Source organism: Micromonospora sp. WMMD1076, from assembly GCF_029581475.1.
GTDB lineage: Bacteria > Actinomycetota > Actinomycetes > Mycobacteriales > Micromonosporaceae > Micromonospora > Micromonospora aurantiaca.
Map to the genome: position 1 here is coordinate 2,310,181 of NZ_CP120862.1, position 18,128 is coordinate 2,328,308.

The 18,128-nt window shown below is 67.4% G+C and carries 11 protein-coding genes and 1 pseudogene; 8 read left to right on the forward strand and 4 right to left on the reverse strand.

Annotated elements, in window-relative coordinates; translation table 11 throughout:
- The first annotated feature begins 45 nt into the window (after positions 1-45).
- A complete protein-coding gene (locus O7622_RS11320; RefSeq protein WP_282313308.1) occupies positions 46-603 on the forward strand; it encodes a hypothetical protein in 558 nt (185 codons plus the stop codon).
- Positions 604-608: 5 nt separating this feature from the next.
- Positions 609-887: a hypothetical protein gene (locus O7622_RS11325; RefSeq protein WP_282313309.1), complete on the forward strand. Its 279-nt coding sequence runs from the start codon at positions 609-611 to the stop codon at positions 885-887.
- Positions 888-977: 90 nt separating this feature from the next.
- Here the strand turns inward: O7622_RS11325 and O7622_RS11330 are convergent, their stop codons facing one another.
- A complete protein-coding gene (locus O7622_RS11330; RefSeq protein ID WP_222434133.1) occupies positions 978-1,187 on the reverse strand; it encodes a hypothetical protein in 210 nt (69 codons plus the stop codon).
- 191 nt (positions 1,188-1,378) lie between these two features.
- Between O7622_RS11330 and O7622_RS11335 the strand changes: the two genes are divergently transcribed.
- Both O7622_RS11335 and O7622_RS11340 read left to right on the forward strand, forming a co-directional pair.
- The gene (locus O7622_RS11335; protein WP_282313310.1) at positions 1,379-1,630 is read left to right on the forward strand and encodes a flavin reductase; all 252 of its coding nucleotides are present in this window, start codon (positions 1,379-1,381) and stop codon (positions 1,628-1,630) included.
- Positions 1,623-1,844: a hypothetical protein gene (locus tag O7622_RS11340; protein ID WP_282313311.1), complete on the forward strand. Its 222-nt coding sequence runs from the start codon at positions 1,623-1,625 to the stop codon at positions 1,842-1,844. The genes O7622_RS11335 and O7622_RS11340 overlap by 8 nt, the downstream gene beginning before the upstream one ends.
- 65 nt (positions 1,845-1,909) lie before the next feature.
- On the opposite strand, the pseudogene O7622_RS11345 reads toward O7622_RS11340, so the two are convergent.
- Together O7622_RS11345 and O7622_RS11350 are read right to left on the reverse strand one after the other, a co-directional pair.
- Positions 1,910-2,749 (reverse strand): annotated as a pseudogene (locus tag O7622_RS11345) (magnesium chelatase domain-containing protein); the annotation flags it as partial.
- Between the two features lies 1 nt (position 2,750).
- Positions 2,751-3,110, reverse strand: coding sequence for a YraN family protein (locus tag O7622_RS11350; protein WP_282313312.1), 360 nt, complete (start codon positions 3,108-3,110; stop codon positions 2,751-2,753).
- A 636-nt stretch (positions 3,111-3,746) separates the two neighbouring features.
- On the opposite strand from O7622_RS11350, the gene O7622_RS11355 reads away from it, so the two are divergent.
- The 4 genes from O7622_RS11355 to O7622_RS11370 all read left to right on the forward strand — a co-directional run bounded on the left by O7622_RS11355 (position 3,747) and on the right by O7622_RS11370 (position 15,935).
- A complete protein-coding gene (locus O7622_RS11355) occupies positions 3,747-7,130 on the forward strand; it encodes a LamG domain-containing protein (protein ID WP_282313313.1) in 3,384 nt (1,127 codons plus the stop codon).
- 108 nt (positions 7,131-7,238) lie between these two features.
- Positions 7,239-14,192, forward strand: coding sequence for an RHS repeat-associated core domain-containing protein (locus O7622_RS11360; RefSeq protein ID WP_282313314.1), 6,954 nt, complete (start codon positions 7,239-7,241; stop codon positions 14,190-14,192).
- Positions 14,193-15,304: 1,112 nt separating this feature from the next.
- A complete protein-coding gene (locus O7622_RS11365) occupies positions 15,305-15,673 on the forward strand; it encodes an EndoU domain-containing protein (protein WP_282313315.1) in 369 nt (122 codons plus the stop codon).
- Between the two features lie 4 nt (positions 15,674-15,677).
- Positions 15,678-15,935, forward strand: a complete 258-nt coding sequence (locus tag O7622_RS11370; RefSeq protein ID WP_282313316.1) for a MafI family immunity protein — start codon at positions 15,678-15,680, stop codon at positions 15,933-15,935.
- Positions 15,936-16,277: 342 nt separating this feature from the next.
- On the opposite strand, the gene O7622_RS11375 is transcribed toward O7622_RS11370, so the two are convergent.
- Positions 16,278-17,783, reverse strand: a complete 1,506-nt coding sequence (locus O7622_RS11375; RefSeq protein WP_282314033.1) for an ISL3 family transposase — start codon at positions 17,781-17,783, stop codon at positions 16,278-16,280.
- Positions 17,784-18,128 lie beyond the last annotated feature (345 nt).

Below are 18,128 nucleotides of genomic sequence, written 5' to 3' on the forward strand. Positions count from 1 at the left end.
GGATTTTCCCGAGAGGCAAGATCATCTAGCAGCGGGAGTGGTGAAATGGCAAAGCGGACCAAGGTCGGGAAACTCGGCCCCTGCACCTGCTCCAAGTTCGAAGTCGGCATCACCGTCGACGGACCCGACGGCAGCGAGCCGGACGTGACGATCGAGACGACCGGGTGTGAGAAGCAGACCCCCCGGCTGTTCGCCCAGGGGCATGACGCGCGGCTCGTCAGCTTCCTGGTTCGGGCCGAGCTGGACGGCAAAGAGGTCCGGTACGGGCGGGGCGAGGGCACCGTCATCACCTCCGACGCGGTGACCGCGCTCAAGCCGATCAGTGAGGCCCTCGCGGTGAAGGCGGCGGCCATGCTCGCCAAGGCCCAGGAGCGGGCGGCCAAGAAGACGGCCAGCAAGAAGGCCGAACCGACCCCGGAGCCGCAGCCCGAACCGAAGGCGGCCCCGGGCAACCCGCACGGGCACGGACAGCGGATCAAGGTCGGCCGGTGGGTCTACCCGGCGACCGTCATGCCACAGGGCTCGGCGGTCTACCACACCCCGAAGGGTGAGCGCCGGGTCGCCGAGGCGGGCAAGTGGAGCTTGGTGGAGGAGGGCAAGTGACTCCCGTGGATCTGCTGGCCGAGGCGGAGGTCTGTCTCGGGCTGGCCGCCGATGAAGCCGCAAGGGTCGTGCGTTGGCGGCTGGCGAACGGACACCCCGACCCCTTGGAGCCGTTCACGCGGTGGTGGTGGGTGCCGACAGCCGCGATGAACCTGGCGGCGGTGAGGGCTGCCGGTTGGCTGCTGGGCGCGGGCACCGAGGACGAGCGCGACGAGCGGGAGTTCCTGCTGAATATGGCGGTGTGGGAGGTCGTGGGCGAGTCGGCCGACGAGTACGCGGTCTGATTCTCCGAGAGCCTGACGGGCCCCGGGGGTGCTACGGCACCCGCCGGGGCTCTCTCGTGTCTCCGTGGGGCTCCGAGATACCTCGTCGGCCTACTCGTCGTCGTCTGCTGGCCGGGGCTGTCGGTGCTCTGCGATCCAGGCTTCGACGTCGGCCTTGAGCCAAACCTTCGTGGCCCGCAGCTCCTGGTACGGCTTCGGGAACGAGGGGCGCATGGCGATCTGCTGGAATCGCGACCGGGAGACGTTGAGCCGCTCGCAGATCTCCCACGGCCCCATCAGTTCGCCCGGTCCCTCCGTCATAAGCCGAACCTAGGCACGGCTGAGGCCCCCCGGACGGGGGTCCCCGATCGGGGACACGCAAAAGGGGGTTCCCAGATGATTGACGGAGGGGTAACCGCTGGGGTGCGATGGATCAAGGCCCCCCGCCCGGTGGCGAGTTTCGCGGCGGGCGGGGGTGCCACCTGGAAGCCGACCCACCCAGGAGGCCCCGAGTGACCCAACGCCACGCCCCGCTGAAACCCCTGTGGGTCTGCACGGCAGACCTGCTCAACTGGCCATGCGAGAAGGCCAAGGTCGAATTGGTCGCGGACTACAGGCACGACCGGCGTAACCTCGCCGTCGACCTGGCCGCCCTGATGCGGCAGGCAACCGACGACCTGACCCGGCTCTACTCCGAGCCGCCCGACCCCGCCGAGATGCACGCACGGTTCCTCGGCTGGCTGCGGTCGGTGCGCAGTGTCTGACCCGATCGGTACCGGTCTGCTGTTGGCCGCCGTCATCGCCCAAGCGGTCGGCTGCTGGGTCGCCTGGTCGTGGGGGCGGCAGGCCCGGCGCAGCCTGCAACGGACCATCGACCAGGCGACCCCCGAGCCTCCATCCGGCTGGCAGCCACGGCATCGGCTGTCCGCGCTGAACGCCCCGACCCGGCGATATCCCGCCCTCACCCCGCGCCAGTAAGTAAGGCCCCCGAGCCCTCGGCCCCTGCTGGTCGGGGGCTCAGGCGTAGGCCCCGCCCATCCTGACAATGCGGGCACCGTGGCGGTGTGGTGCGGCGCCTGGAACGGGGGACGGCGCAGCAGCCCGCCGCCGGGTGGCAGCAGGCCGGCGATCGAGTGCAGTGCGGTCACCTCCAGGGCTGCCTCGTCGTCCAGTGCGGGCAGGATCGACGGGAGCCGCTCGGCGAGCATCGTCTTGCCGGCGCCGGGTGGACCGAGCAGCGCGAGGTGGTGGCCCCCGGCGGCGGCGATCTCCAGGGCGCGCCGCCCGAGCGGTTGCCCGGCCACGTCGACCAGGTCGGGCCCGGCCGGGCCGCCGGCCGGGACGTGAGCGGGTGGGGCGAGCAGCGGGGTGCCGTCGCGGACGTGGGCGACGAGCCGGTGCAGCGTGTCGACCGCGTGCACGCGTACGCCCGGGATGACTGCGGCCTCGGCGGCGTTGCCGGCGGGTACGACGACGCGGGTGTGCCCGGCGCGGGCGGCGGCGGCGACCATCGGCAGCGTGCCGCGGACGGGGCGTACCGCGCCGTCGAGGCCGAGTTCGCCGAGCACGACTGTGGCGTCCAGGGCGACCGGTGGCAGTTCGCCCGAGCCGGCCAGGACGGCGAGCGCAATGGCGAGGTCGAACGCCGAGCCGTACTTGGGCAGGGTGGCGGGGAGCAGGTTGAGCGTGATGCGGCGATTGGGCCACTTCTGGCCGGAGTTGACGATCGCGGCGCGGACCCGGTCGCGCGCCTCGTGCAACGCGGTGTCGGGCAGGCCGGAGATGATCACCGCGGGCAGTCCGGGAGCCAGGTCGGCCTCGACCTCGACGAGATGCCCGGCGACTCCGGCCAGGCCGACGCTCAGCACTTTCGCGTACCCCATGTCAGAACGCGCCGCGGAGGTGCTCGACCCGGGCGGGGCCAGTGAGCGGGAGCCGGACGGACAGCACGTCGAAGCGGACCTCGTCGGCGGTGGTGCCGGTCTCGGCGAGCCAGCGGGCGGCCAGGCCGCGCAGCCGGCGGGCCTTGGCCCGCACGACGGCCTCGGCGGGGGAGCCGAACTGCTCGCCACGGCGGGTCTTGACCTCGCAGATGGCGAGGACCGGGCCCTCCCAGGCGATGATGTCGATCTCGCCCTCGGGACAGCGCCAGTTGCGGGCGACCGGGCGCAGGCCCGTCTCGATCAGGTGCCGTAGCGCGCACCGCTCGCCGTACGCCCCGACGGCTCGGTTCCGGTTCGTCATGCCGGCCAGGATGCGTCGGGGCGACCCGGGGTGGCGGGGCGGATGCGGTCGCCCTGTGGACAGTCCGGCGATTGTGGACGGAGTCACGATCTTCGGATCGACGTGGTAGGGGTGTCGGCGGCAAGAGTCGAGACGCCAGTGGCGGACGGTGATGGCGGCGACGGCCTCGGGAGCATGTGGGCGGTTTGCGCTCACCAGTTGTGACGTCTCTTTACAGCGCGTGTAGCTGATCTTTACTGTCGCATCGCTGAGGATAAGTGAACGGGGGCTGTAGTGGGGTTGGGCTTGATCTTTGGGGTGACTGTCGCGCTGAGCCACACTCGCCGGCGCAATCGTCGATCTAGTCGCCTGCTGACGAGCTGCCCGCGCTGACACATCCCGACGTCGGGCGCCGGAGCAACCGCCGCCCGCTGCAGGTTCTTGATTTCCACGCCTGAGTCCCGTGTCCCGCACGGCCCTCTGACGTGCCAAAACGCAATGAGGAGTGTCTAGGTGAGAGCACCTGGATCGGTTATTGCCGGGCGTCATCGCAGTTTCGCCGCCGCAGTCGTCACGGTAGCCCTGATCGCGGTCGGCAGCCCGACCGTGCTGCCGTCGCCAGCGGTGGCCGAAGCTCCGGCGGCTCCGGATGCCCCCGTGCTGAGCGAGGTCGACGCGCTCACGCAGGCCAGGAAGCTCAAGATGCAGGTGGAGGTCACCAGCCTGAAGAGCGAGAACTCACGTGTGCTCGCCACACCCCAGGGCAACCTGGTGCTGGAGTCCTACGTGGAGCCGCAGTGGACGAGGACTCGCAACAACAACTCGTGGCAACGGATCGATACCCGGCTCGAACGGCGACCCGACGGTTCGCTGGGGCCCGTGGCGACGCTGGCCGACGTGTCGTTCAGCCAGGGCGGAAGCGCACCGGCGATTCGGCTGCCGGTGGCCGACGGGCAGGTGTCGTTGTCCTGGCCGGGAGAACTGCCGGCCCCCTCGCTCGACGGTGACACCGCCGTCTACGCCTCGGTGCTGCCGGACGTGGACCTGCGGCTGCGGGCTCTGCGCGACGGGTTCACCTGGGCGCTCGTGGTGAAGTCCGCGCAGGCCGCGGCGAACCCGCTGTTGAACGAGCTGCGCTTCTCGTTGCGGACTGCGGGCTCGCTGACCAAGCGGTCCAAGGCAGGCGGCGGGTTCGAGGTGGTCGACCGGACCGGCGGGTCGGTGCTGTCCGCGGGCGGCGCGCTGATGTGGGACTCGGCCGGGGTGGCCCCGAAGGCCCGCGCGGCGACGAGCCGGGCAGCCGCCGAGTTCGCCGCCTTTGACAGGCGGGAGTCGTTGCGGGTGGCACCGGACCACGCGCGCAAGGCGGAGATTCCGACCCGGGTGCAGGGCGATGACCTGGTCATCGTGCCGGACCAGGCGCTGCTGCGGGGCAAGAGCACGGTCTACCCGGTGGTCATCGATCCGTGGAGCACGATCGAGAAGACCCGGTGGGGTTACTCGAGCACCAACAACGCGACGCGCAACGACGGTGTGGCCCGCGTCGGCAGGGATCCCGAGGGGTCCGGCACCTACCGGTCGTACTTTTCGTTCAAGCTCACCTCGCTGTCCGGCAAGACGGTGCGCAGCGCCAAGTTCCTGACCGAGATGACGCACTCGTGGGACTGCGGTAACACCCCGGTCAACCTCTGGCGGACCGCCGACATGGCGACCACGGGCAAGCAGACCTGGTCCGGGCCGAGCTTCTCCAAGTGGTTGGAGAAGCGGTCAGGGCACGCGCACAAGCCGTCCACCGGTGAGGGCTGCGCCGACGACCCGCAGCCGGACCAACCGATGGAGTTCGCCAGCGCGAACGTCACCGCCGACATCAGCGCCAACCGGGGCCAGGAGATCTACACACTGGCTCTGTCGACCCGCGAGTCCGACGGAACGTCGGAGTCGACGAGCAACTGGTGGAAGAAGTTCGACCCGGTGCAGACCAAGCTGACTGTGGAGTACAACACCAACCCCAACACCCCGACCGCGGCGCAACTGTCGACCCACGCCGGCTACACCGCTCCGCCGCAGGCGTGCGTCACCGGTACGTCGCGGCCCGCCGTGCGCTCGGACTTTCCGTGGCTCAAGGCGACGGTGAGCGACCCGGACGGCAGCGGCGGCGGCAGCCTCTCCGGCGTCTTCACGCTCCAGAAACTGGTGAGCGGCACCTGGACGAACGTGTCCGGCTGGCCCAAGACCGACTCCGGCGTCGCGCCCGGAGCCAAGGCCGAGCTGCAACTGTCCGCGAAGACGGTCAACGGCGAGACCTACCGGTGGCAGGTGCAGACCAAGGACACCCTCGGTGGGTCGTCCACCGCGTCCCCGTGGTGCGAGTTCTCCGTCGACTACTCGGCACCCGAGGCGACCCCAGGGGTCACCGCCGCCGACGGCCTCTACCTTGAGTCGCCGCCACGGGGCACGAACCAGGACCTGCGGGGCTCGGTCGGATACACCGGGCGCTTCACCTTCTCGGCCAACGGCGCCGCCGACGTGTACGACTACGTCTACCAGATGAACGGCGGCCCGGAGATGGTCGTGCGTGCCAGCAGTCTCGGCGGCACCGCCACCACAGCGGCGACGCCGACGCTGCGGCATGAGAACGTGCTTACCGTACGGAGCCGCGACCAAACTGGGAACTCGTCCGCCCCCTACGACTACAGCTTCCTGGCCAACGACCCAAGTGGCCCGGTGGCGCACTGGGCGATGGATGAGGGGAGCGGTCTCACCCTGAACAACAAGGTCGAGGGCGCTCCGGTGGCGACCATGAGCCCGTCCCCGACCTGGGCGGACTCGCGTGTGCTGGGCACGAGCCGGCGAACCGGCAAGGACTGGGCGGTCAAGTTCGACGGCGACGACCAGGCCGCGACCACTGGCCCGGTCATCGACACCACCCGCAGCTTCTCCTTCGCCGCATGGGTCCGGGCCGATGTTGCCGGCGGGGTGGTCATGGCGCAGGTTGGCACCAACAAGAGCCCGTTCGAGCTCCAGTACCACCCGGCGAAGCAGCGATGGTGCTGGGTCACCTACGCCTCAGATACGGTCAACGCTCCGGCGACGCCGTCACCCGCGTGCGGCACCGAGCCGGTGCAACCGGGCGTGTGGGTACACCTCGCCGGTGTCTACGATGCCGGCTCGACCAACCAGCTTTCGTTGTACGTGAACGGGGTCCGCAAGGGCGTGGGCATGGCCAACGCCTCAGTGTGGTCCGCGTCCGGGCCACTGATGATCGGCTCCGCGCGCAACGGTGCGCCAACCGGTTGGATCAAGGGTGCCATCAGCGAGGCCCGGGTTTGGGACCGGGCCATCGACCCGGAGACGGACCTGTCCGAGATCGTGGCGCCTGTCCGGGTCGGCCAGTGGGACATGGACAGTGACGACCAGGACGAGCCGAGGGAATCTGGAGACTCCTCTGATTATCGGACGCCGCTGACTCTCGGTCCGGCGCCGGCCGCGAATTGGACCACGGAGGGCTTCAACGGGTCGACGGCCCTGCGCTTCGACGGGATCTCCGGTGCCGCGCAGACCAGCGTCCCGGTGCTGCGCACCGACCAGTCGTACACCGTCTCGGCATGGGTACGGTTCGCAGGCGGCGGGGGCGCCCGCACGGTGATTGCCCAGGACGGCGTGAGCATTTCCAGTTCGTTCCTGAGCTGTCGTACCGACGCGAACGGATCGAAGTGGTCGATCATGCTCCGCTCCGGCGACTCGACCGCCGCGCCCGGGTTCTACGTGACCGGCGGCACCTGCCTGGTCAACCAGTGGACGCACCTCACGGCCGTGCAGGATGCCACGAGCCGGACGATGAGCCTCTACGTGGACGGCAATCTGTTGAGTCAGCTCACCCCCACCTTCAACCCGTGGCACGGAACAGGCGGGCTGGCGGTCGGCCGAGGCAAGTGGGGCGCGCCCACCGACTACTTCAACGGTGACATCGACCGTGTCCAGGTGTGGCAGGGCGCGCTGAGCGCCGCAGAGGTCCAGGCGGCGTTCGCCGCAACCGACTGACCCGCGTCTACCCGTCCCGTCCGCAACGCAGGTGCGGCAACCTCTCGTTCTTGAAGGGCAGAAATGAGAATCGTTCGAACCGGCCGACCGCAGCCAGGCGGTGGACGGATGCGGGTCAGCGCCGCGGTGCGGCGGGGCGCCCGTCGTACCCTCGTCGCGGGTTTGGCCGCGGTCCTCGCCGCCACGCTCGGCGGCCAGTTGCCGGCTCGCGCGGAACGGCCGGAGCAAGCCCCCCACCTCGACCCGCAGCGGTACTCCTCCGCCCCGCTGCACAAGGCCGCGTCCAGCAAGCGGATTCCCGACAAGGACGCCGCGGCGGCCAAGGTGCGGCGTCCCGCACCGGTCTGGCCGACGGCGGGTTCGGCCGAGGTGTCACTGGCGGCCACCGCCGGCGCAGCGGCAACCCCGGGCCGGGCCGGGTCGTTGCCGGTCACGGTCCGGCCGGCTACCGCGTCGTCGACCAGCCGCACCGCGGTGGCCGCGCCCGCCAAGGTCCGGGTCGAGGTTCTGCCGAAGGCCCAGGCCGAAGCGGCCGGCATCAACGGCCTGCTGGTACGCCTCGGCCGCGCTGACGGGGTGCGGGCGGCCGGCCCGGTCGAGATGAGTATCGACTACGCCGCCTTCGCGACCGCGTACGGCGGCGACTGGGCGTCGAGACTGCGGTTGGCGCAGTTGCCCGATTGTGCCCTGAGCACCCCGACCGCGGCGGACTGCCGCAGCACGCCGTTGAACTCGCGTAACGACGTGCGGACCCGGACGGTCACCACCACCGTGTCGGTGCCCGAGGCCCGGTCCGCCGCGGTCTTCGCCCTGGCCTCCGGCCCCTCCGGTGGAGCCGGCAACTTCGCCGCGTCCAGCCTCGCCTCCACGTCTTCGTGGAGCCACAGCGGTGCCACCGGCAGCTTCCAGTGGTCGTACCCGATGCGTGTCCCGCCGGGCCCCGGCGGGCCGGAACCGACTGTCGGTCTCGGCTACTCCTCCCAGTCGGTGGACGGCCGGCACGCGGCGAGCAACAACCAGCCGAGCCTGTTCGGGGAGGGCTTCGAATACTCACCGGGCTTCGTCGAGCGGCGCTATAAGGCGTGCGCCGATGACATGGGCGGCAACGCGAACAACTCGGTCAAGACCGGGGACCTGTGCTGGGGCCCGGAGAACGCTGTCATGTCGCTCAACGGCAGTACCGTCGAGCTACTCAAGGGCAGCGACGGCAAGTGGCACCCCCGCAGCGAGAACGGCACCAAGGTCGAGCTGCTCACCGCGTCGGAGTATGCCAACGGCGACAACGACAACGAATACTGGAAGGTCACCGGCACCGACGGCACCCAGTACTGGTTCGGGCGCCACCGGCTTCCCGGTTGGACGACCGGTCGCCCGACGACCAACTCGGTACTCACCGTTCCGGTGTACGGCAACAACCCTGGTGAGCCCTGCAACGCCGGTACCTTCGCCGCCTCCGACTGCAACGGGAAGCCGCAGGCCTGGCGGTGGAATCTGGACTACGTCCAGGACATCCACGGCAACACCATGTCCTACTGGTGGGCCAAGGAGACCAACTACTACGCCAAGAACCTGGCGGGCACGACGCCCGTCGTCTACGACCGGGCCGGTTACCTGACCCGTATCGACTACGGCAGCGACAACCGGGACAACAACGAGTACGGCGCCACGTCGCCGTACATCGAGAACGTGCCGGGACGTATCGAGTTCACCAACGTGGACCGGTGTCTGCAGAACTGCACCACGAAGAACGCGACGAACTGGCCGGATACTCCCTGGGACCAGAGTTGCACCGCGTCTACCAACCCGTGCACCAACGGCTCTCCCACGTTCTGGTCCGCCAAACGCACCACGGAGATCACCACCAAGGCGTGGAAGGCGTCCGCCTCGGCCTACCAGAAGGCGGACTCGTGGACCTTCCGCCACGCGTTCCTTGACCCCGGTGACGGCACGCGCGCCGGTCTCTGGCTCGACGGCATCACCCACAAGGGCCTCAACGGCGGCACGATCACGACCCCGGAGGTGACCTTCTCCGGCATCCAGATGCAGAACCGGGTGGACGCCGCCGGGAGCGACTGGGCCCTGGCGATGAACTGGCACCGGGTCAACCTGATCACCCTGGAGACCGGCGGACAGATCTTCGTGACCTACAAGCAGCCGCAGTGCGTCAGGGGCAGCGTGATGCCCTCGGTCGGCGCGCTGGACAGCAACAAGCTGCTCTGCTATCCCGTCAAGTGGACACCCCCCGGGTATACCGACAAGGTCACCGACTTCTTCCACAAGTACGTTGTCGAGGAGGTCCAGCAAATCGACCCCACCGGTGGGTCGAGGCCGCTGCGCACCGCGTACGAGTACCTCAACAACGACAACGAAGCGTTGTGGCACTACGACGATGACACCGGCATCACCCCGGACGACCGCCGCACCTGGTCGCAGTGGCGTGGCTTCCCCCGGGTGGTGACCTACGTCGGTGAGGGCGCCGCACGGACCAAGACCGAAACCCTCTACTACCGGGGGATGTACGGCGACAAGCTCGCCGGTGGCGGCACCCGCACGACGCAGGTCCAGGGCCTCGAGGGCGGGGCGGTAAACGACTACGACCACTTCAGCGGCTCACCCCGCGAAACGATCAGCTGGCTGGGCGGCAACGTGCTGTCCGCGACCGTCCACACGATGTGGCGTTCCGAGGCGACGGCCACCCGGGCGGGAAGCCCGGTCGCCGAATCCCGGTATACCCGGGTACGCACGGTGAGTTCCCGTACCGCCACGGACTCGGGTTGGCGGCGTAGCACGTCGACCACCGACTTCGACGACTACGGCATGCCGACCACCCAGGAGGACAGCCCCGACGGCAGCCCCACCGGGGACAAGCGGTGCAGCAAGACCGAGTACATCCGCAACACCACTCGGTGGCTGCTCACGCCGGTCAAGCGGATCAACGGATGGGTCGGGGCCTGCTCCGCCACGCCCACCAGCGAGCAGCAGATCCTCGGCGACGTCCGGTTCAGCTACGACGGGCAGGCGTACGGCACGGCACCGGACAAGGGGCTGCTCACCGCGACCGAGAAGATCGTGGCCTTCGCCGGCGGCAACCGGACCTACCAGCAGGTGGGGACGGCCAAGTACGACCTCCGGGGCCGTACGACCGAGGTCGCCGATATCGCCGGGAAGAAGACGACGACATCGTACGTCCCGGCCACGGGCGGGCCGGTCACCCAGCGGACAACCACCAACCCGTTGCAGTGGACCTCGACTGTCGACCTCGATCCGGCCACCGGCCTTGCGCTCAAGAGCACCGACGTCAACAACTACGTCACCGAGTACACCTACGACGCCTTGGGTCGCGCTCTCCAGGTGTGGTTGCCCAACCGGGCGCGTGCCACCTACCCCAGCGCCCCGTCGACCAGTTACGCCTACACGCTGTCGAAGACGGCGCCGTCGTACGTGGTGACCACCGCGCTGAACGCCCTCGGCGGCAACGACACCTCGTACATGATCTTCGACGCGCTGGGCCGCCAGCGGCAGACACAGGAACCGGCCAACGGCGCCGGCCGGATCATGACCGAGACGTTCTATGACGCGGCCGGTCGCATCTACAAGTCCAACTCGGCCTACTACGACTCCGGCGCGATCGAGAGCACGACCATCAGGTCGCGGCTCGACCAGGACGTGCCGAGCCAGACCCGGGCTCTCTACGACAACGCCGGCCGTCAGACCCACTCGCTGCTGCTCGGCTCGGTCGCGAGCGTCCAGGTCGAGAAGGCCAGAACCTCGACCACGTATCACGGCGACCACGTGACCGTGGAGCCGCCGGTCGGGCAGGCCGCCACCACTGTGTGGACCGACCCGTACGGCCGGACGGAGAAGTTGTGGCAGTACCACGGGCGGGCCGCCACCGGGACCTACGACGAGACGAAGTACACCTACCACCCGGTCGGACAACTGGCCACGGTCAAGGACCCGTCCGGTAACACCTGGTCCTACACCTACGACATCCAGGGCCGGTTGGTCTCGTCGAGCGACCCGGACGCCGGCACCGCCACGAAGCAGTACAACACCCTGGGGGAGTTGGAGAGGACCACTGACTCCCGCCCCGACACGCCTGACCTCTGGTACACCTACGACGAGGTCGGACGGCCGCTCACCACCCGTGAGGGCAGCCTGACGGGGCAGAAGCGCACGGAGCTGACCTACGACTCGCCGGTCAAGGGCGTCACCAAGTCGTCGTCGCGGTGGATCGGGTCCGAGGAGTACCGCTCCGAGGTCGTGTCGGTCGACAAGATGTACAACCCGACGCAGACCAAGCTCACGCTTCCGTCGTCGCAGGCCGGGTTCTGCGGTATCGGCAAGGTCACCTGTAGCTTCACGTCCAAAGCGACCTTCCTGGGGGACGGCTCACCCAACACCCTCACCGTCCCGGCCGCAGGTGGTCTCGACCAGGAGGTGCTGAACTACAAGTACGACACCACGTACGCGATGTTGGACCGGCTGGCCACCGACTACATCGACGCCACCTACTACGTGGTCGACGCCGGCTACAGCAACCTGCACGAACTGAGCACGATCACCCGTGCCACCGCGTTGACGGGCGCGAAGTCGGTCCAGAGCAAGAACCTGTACGACGACACCACTGGCCGGGTCCGCAGCAGTTCGGTGACCCGCTCGGTCGCACCGTCGTACGTGGTGAACACGTCCTACGACTACGACGCCAGCGGCAATATCACCAAGATCGACGACAACACGGGTGCCCGACCACGCGACACCCAGTGCTTCACCTACGACCACCAGCGCCGGCTCACCGAGGCGTGGACTCCGGCTTCCTTCGACTGCACGGCGAAGCCGCAGATCGAGACGGAACTGGGCGGCCCGGCACCGTACTGGCAGCAGTGGTCGTTCGGCGCGCCGAACGACCCGAAGGGCCGCATCGGTAATCGTCTCACCCAGATCGAGCGCGGGACCGCGACCGGCACTGTGACGACGTCCTACTCCTACCCGGCGGCGGGGGCGGCACAGCCGCACCGGCTCAACGGATGGAGCAGGACCGACAACACCGGCACCACCACCGGCTCGTACACCTATGACGAGACCGGCAACATGAAGAGCCGGCCGGGCAAGTCCGGGCAGCAGGCCCTCACCTGGGACGTCGAGGGGCAGCTGGCATCGGTGACCGACAGCACCGGCACCAGCTCCTACATCTACGACGCGGGCGGCAACCGGCTCATCGCCGCCGATCCCACCGGAAGCACGTTGTTCCTCGGGGATCAGGAGATCCGCAAGAACGGCACCACGGGGCAGGTGACGGCCACCCGCTACTACTCGTTCGGCGGGGAGGTGGTCGCGCAGCGCACCGTCACCGGCATCACCTGGCTGGCCAGTGATCACCAGGGAACCTCGCAGGTCAGCATCGCCAACGACACGAACCAGACCATTACCCAGCGCCGCCAGACGCCCTACGGGGCGCCACGGGGCGCGGCGGTGACCTGGCCCAACCAGCAGGGATTCCTAGGTGGTTATCAGGACCTCACCGGCCTGACCCATCTCGGAGCCCGCGAGTACGACCCGACCATCGGCCGGTTCATCTCGGTCGACCCGATCAACGACCCGGGCAACCCCCAGCAGTTGTCCGCGTACACCTACGCGTCGAACAACCCGGTCACGTTCAGCGACCCGAGCGGTCTGATCATCCCCGAGTACCTCAACCCGACGGACGATCTCAGCCTCGACATGTGCAATCACCATGGTCTCGGGGGCTATGCGTGCCAGAACTATACGGAGGGCACGAGCGGCCAGGGCCAGGGCGACACCCGCTACGACGGCAGTGGTGGACCCGCGAAGAAGACCGGCCGGCAGAAGACGCACGAGTTTCTTGAGGGTTGCGGCCTGTTGCTTCCCGTGGGCGCCGGATGTGACGTTGTCAACGGAGTCGTTTACGCCACCGAAGGAAACTGGCGGGAGGCCGCGCTGTCCGGCGTCTCGACCGTGCCCGGACTCGACTGGGCCTGCAAGATCGGCAAATGGTGCAAGCGGGTGATCGACTGGGGAGCCGACAAGGCCGGCGCGGTCGTGGCGCGCATTCGGTGGGGCAAGCCCCCGTCGATCAACCCGGCGGCCGAGGCCAAAGAGATGGCCGCACTGAAGAAGGAGATCCGCGAGACCCCGCGGCCACCGGCACCGAAGACGCCCACGCCTCCGAAGAAGGAGCCCGTCGCGCCTGCCAAGGGCAAGACCGGCGGGGACAACGGCGGAGGCGCACCCAGTTCAAAGGGTGGCTGCCCGACCCACAGTTTCTCACCGGACACCCCTGTCCTCATGGCTGACGGGACGACGCAGCCGATCGCCGAGGTGCGGGAGGGCGACCAGGTTCTCGCCCACGACCCCGAGCGCGGGGCCACCAGTGCCCAGACGGTGGAGAAGCTGCACATCAACCAGGACGACGCCCTGACCGACCTGGTCGTCCGCGACGGCAAGGGCGCTGTGTCGACGATCGACACGACGCAGCACCACCCGTTCTGGAGCGTCACCCGCAAGCAGTGGGTCGGCGCGGGTGAGCTCAAGGCCGCCGAAGGGCTGCTCGCGGCGGACGGGTCGACGGTGAACGTCGTCAAGGTCCGCAACTTCAGCGGCAGTGAGGTGATGCGGGATCTGACGGTCTCCGCCGTCCACACGTACTATGTGATCGCCGGCAACACCCCGGTCCTCGTACACAACTGCAACCTTGCAAACTATGCCGACAGCGTGCGCAATAAGCCTGGAGTCAAATTTGCCTCGGAGTACACATCGCCTTCAGGCGCCAAGTACTACGGCCATAATAGGCATGGACAGCAGGCAGAAGGACCGCTAGCGGACGCGCTTGAACGGGCGGGCCACCATGGAGGGTGTGCAGAGGTGCATTGCCTGATCCAAGCTCAGGCAGCGGAAGGTCCCGACGCTATCAGGGGTGGAACCATGCGCACGGTGCAGACGAGAAACAATTCTATGCCGACGTCAAATACGACTGGTCATGGCGAACCGGCGTACCCTTGCGGTCGTTGTAGTCGGCTACTGGAAGATCTCGGGATCGGGTGAACTTATGATCCGCTTTGACTCACTCAGTCAGGACGTGCTTAGAGCGCTTGACGCCTCCGGGTGGAGCGTAGACCGCGCCGTTGACGCTGGCCAGTGGGTAGAACCTCTGGAGAGAGAGGGCTACCGGGTCCATACTCTGGCTATAGCTGCCCTGTCTGCGCTAGGAGGGCTTTCGCTTGAGCCGCGCAATGCGGTTGGCCCAAACTTTGCTAATGATGAGCCTTACAATTTCGATCCGATCGCGGCCGGATCGGGTCAGCGCGCCCTAGCTGTGGAGGTAGAGACTGTTCTTGGTGGACAGTATTTCCCCATCGGTGAATGGCTAAGCTACTCAAGCGTTTTCCTGGAATCTGGGGGGAGAGTGGTTGCTGCTGGTATGGGATGGTTCTGGGAAATGGGTTCGAGCTTTGAAGAATCCTTGGAGCTGGCAGTTTGCGCGAACCGCCCGCTGCTCTGTCTGTACTCTGATCCGGGTGTGGCCCCCTGGCCGCCCGCGTGATCTCTGCGTTCACTCGCTCATTCAGGATTGCGGTTACAGCGCGTAGCGCAGAGCTGTCGGGGGTTGATGCCGTCTGTCTGCGTTGCCGTCACGGTTGCCGTCAGCGCGGGGTTGGCATCCAAGTATGCCGATGAGCACCTCGGTCGTGCGTGACCATACGGTTCGGTGGTGCAGCTTCGATCCCGAAAGCCACCCATCGTGATGGCTTCGAAGGAATTGTCATGGCGCCCCCGACAGAACCCTTCTCGGAGTTGGGTGGCTCGGTATGGCGGGCGTGCGCGCGGGGCCGTAGGCCTGTAGCGCGTGCGCGCGGCCCCGGCTTCGGCCGGGGCCGTTCTTGATCCTGTAGAGCAGTTTTGAGCCAGTCGGATCTTGGTCGAGGGCCTTGGTCCGGCTGGCTTACTGCTTCGGTGCGCGGTCGCGGCTGCTGCGGGGACGCTTGGCGGGCGGCGGGGCCTGGTCGCTGTCGCTGCTGGCGGGTCGCCGTCACCGTCGCCGTCAACACCGATGAACTTCGATGCGGCGGGTTGGCGCTACACCCGAAAGGCCAGGTGAAACACCATGAAAACGTAAGTCACACTGCGTGACGGGCTGAAAGTCCCACACGTACTATGTGATAGCCGGCACCACACCGGTGCTCGTACATAACTGTGGGGAAGGGCGGGATCTGATTGATGGAGATGCTCAATACCACATCATCACAGGAAACCGGATTGGCGGTGGCCACAAATGGCCGGGTCAGCCGGGCAAGACCGTGTTTCCCCCATCCTGGGATACGGATAAGATTCTTGATGGCGTAGCAGACGTGGCCACTAATCCGTCCAGCACGTGGACATGGCAAACCGGTGCGCGTGGCTCGATGTACACAAGGGCGGGCGACCCGTCCAGGGTCAAAATTGAAGGCGTGTATGACGGCGTAAATATGCGCGTCATCTTTGAACCGGCTAACGACCGTATCGTAACGGCCTTCCCGATAGGATGATGTCGTGGACTTTAGGCAGGTGCAGGCCGGCATACTGGCGGCTCTTGCGGATTCGCCAATAGCTTCTCCGTCCGTTGCGCAGGACGTCAAGGAGTCGGTGCGGGTGGGCGAGCTGGCTCTCGCCTTCGACACCCTGTGTTCGTGGCTGTACGAGGACTCATTGCCGATATCGCGGTTACTTTTTGAGCGATTGGTATCGCTGTCTGTTGAACTCGAAGAGCCAAGGGCTGTGGAAAAACTCCATGAGCTGGTTACCGGCTAATTGTGTCTGAATAGAAGACTCTGCTCTCGTCAGCCATTTGCGAAAAAAGGTGGTGCCGGCTGTCCGTCATGGCGGCCGGCGCCGCGTCTACCTCGACTGGTCGCCGTTCACGGAGCGTAATCGATGGGCGTGGACGTTCGCGCCGGTCGCCCTACGTTGCCGTCGCGGTTGCCGTCAGTGTTCAGGCGTCCATCCGTGTCTGTCGATGTGTTTGCCGGACTGGCGGCTGGAGGTGGCGGGCCGCTCGGTGGCGTGCCGCGTAGCGATGCGGCGGCGATCCCCCGGAAGGGGTCTGTCAAACGAACGGCCCTGTCTCACTTTCGGTGGTGACGGAGGGTGCTGTTATCCGAGGAGGATGCGGTGGCGGAGCAGGGTGAAGCCTGCTCTTGCGTGCATTTGACGTGCGATTCGTTTGGTCTTGGTGTTGACGCCTTCGGTGGGGCCGTTGCTGTAGGGGAGCGTGAGCGCGGCGTTCACGGCGTCGCGGTCGCGTTCCAGGCCTCTGGTGAAGGCGTGCAGGTGAGGTAGATCGACTGCGCGAACCCGCAGGATCCAGTGCGAGAGCCGGTCGGTGTTTGTGGGCTGAGGCGTCAGGAACTCGGCGAAGCGTCCGACAGCCGCGGCGAGGTGGGTCATCTCTGGGCAGGCTGCGGTGAGTCGTGCCAGTAGATCTTGGTGCTCGGGTTTGAGGTTGTCGGGCCTGGTGAGGATCATCCGGGCGAGGCGGCGTGGGGAGATGTGGCTGCGGTCGGTGTCCGCGCGGCCTTGGTTGATGTACTTGTGCAGGAGGTTGAGACAGCCGGTGAAGCCGAGGGTCTTGATCTCTTCGAAGAGGTGCTTGACGCCGACGCCGGGGTCCTCGGCTCGACGTTTGCGTAGGTGTTCGCGATAGGGGTCGACGAGGCTGGCACGGTATTTGGGGACCCGGAGCATCCGCTCGGGCCGGTCGGCTCGCGCGTAGCGCTTGATGGTGTTCAGGGCCAACTGCAGGCGGCGGGCGCACTCCAGCAGACCCACGCCCTGGTCGAGGAGGTCATGGACCTGGTGCCAGCGTTGCTGGGTCGTCTGCGCGCGGGGGCCGTCATAGATGGGTGCGTCCAGGACGGGGGCCCAGCAGGTGCTGTGCGCCTTCACCTCGCTGAGGGCGGCTTCACAGAGGTTGTGCCAAAGGTGCCACCGGTCTGCGACCTGCACCGCGCCGGGCAGAGCGCGGCGGATGGCCTCGGCGTAGGTCGCCGAGCCGTCACGGCATACGACCTCAACGCCGGGATGTGCGCGCAACCACGCTTCGAGGGTGTCGGCGGTGCGGTCGGGTAGCACGTCGATCCGCTCATGGGACTCGGCGTCGATCACCACGGTGGCGTAGCGGTGCCGCCGGCGTAGAGCGAAATCGTCAACGCCGATCACCCGAGGTGTCCGCTCATTGGGCAGCGGGATGCGCAGCAGGGCGCGTAGGGCCGTGTGACGGGACAGGCCCATGGCGAGGATCGCCAGCAGACGTGACCCTGCCCGGCCCGCCAACTCTTTGACGACGGCTTTGACCTGCCTGTTCAAACGGGCTGTGCGGCGCTGGTATCGCTCCAGCACCCCGGGCACCTGTTCACGGAAGGTATGGCGGCAGCCGCGCGTGGGGCACACCAGACGCCGCACCCGCACACGGACCACCACCCGGCGCCCGTCGACCGGAACGTCGGCGACCGTCCGCCAGTGATAGCCGTGCACCCGTTCGGACGAGGCCCCGCACCTCGGGCAGACCGCGGTGTCACGCGGCGTCCGGGCCCGCACCACGATCCGCTCATCCTCGTCGGCCACGTCCTCGACGACCAGCGGGGACAGCCCCGAGAACACCGTCTGGACAAGTCTGTTGACATCCTCCACATAGGAGCAACGACACTCGCCACCCTCCGTCACCACCGAAAGTGAGACAGGGTCGTTCGTTTGACAGACCCATTTCTTTAACATCAGGGTGGTCCGATGACCAGGGATGGTAGGCAGAATTGCGAGCTAACGGTTGATGAAGCGATCAAGGTGGCTGAGGACCTAAATGAATTCGTCGTCGTGTTCGACCAGATTCTTTCGCGAGTCGCCTTCGGGGTGGCGAATGCAGATTTGTTGGTGAGTTACGTGACGGAAAGAGATGTTCGGCGACGTCTTGCTTGGCGCGGAGTGCGATTTTCGGCGCTCTTGAACGGG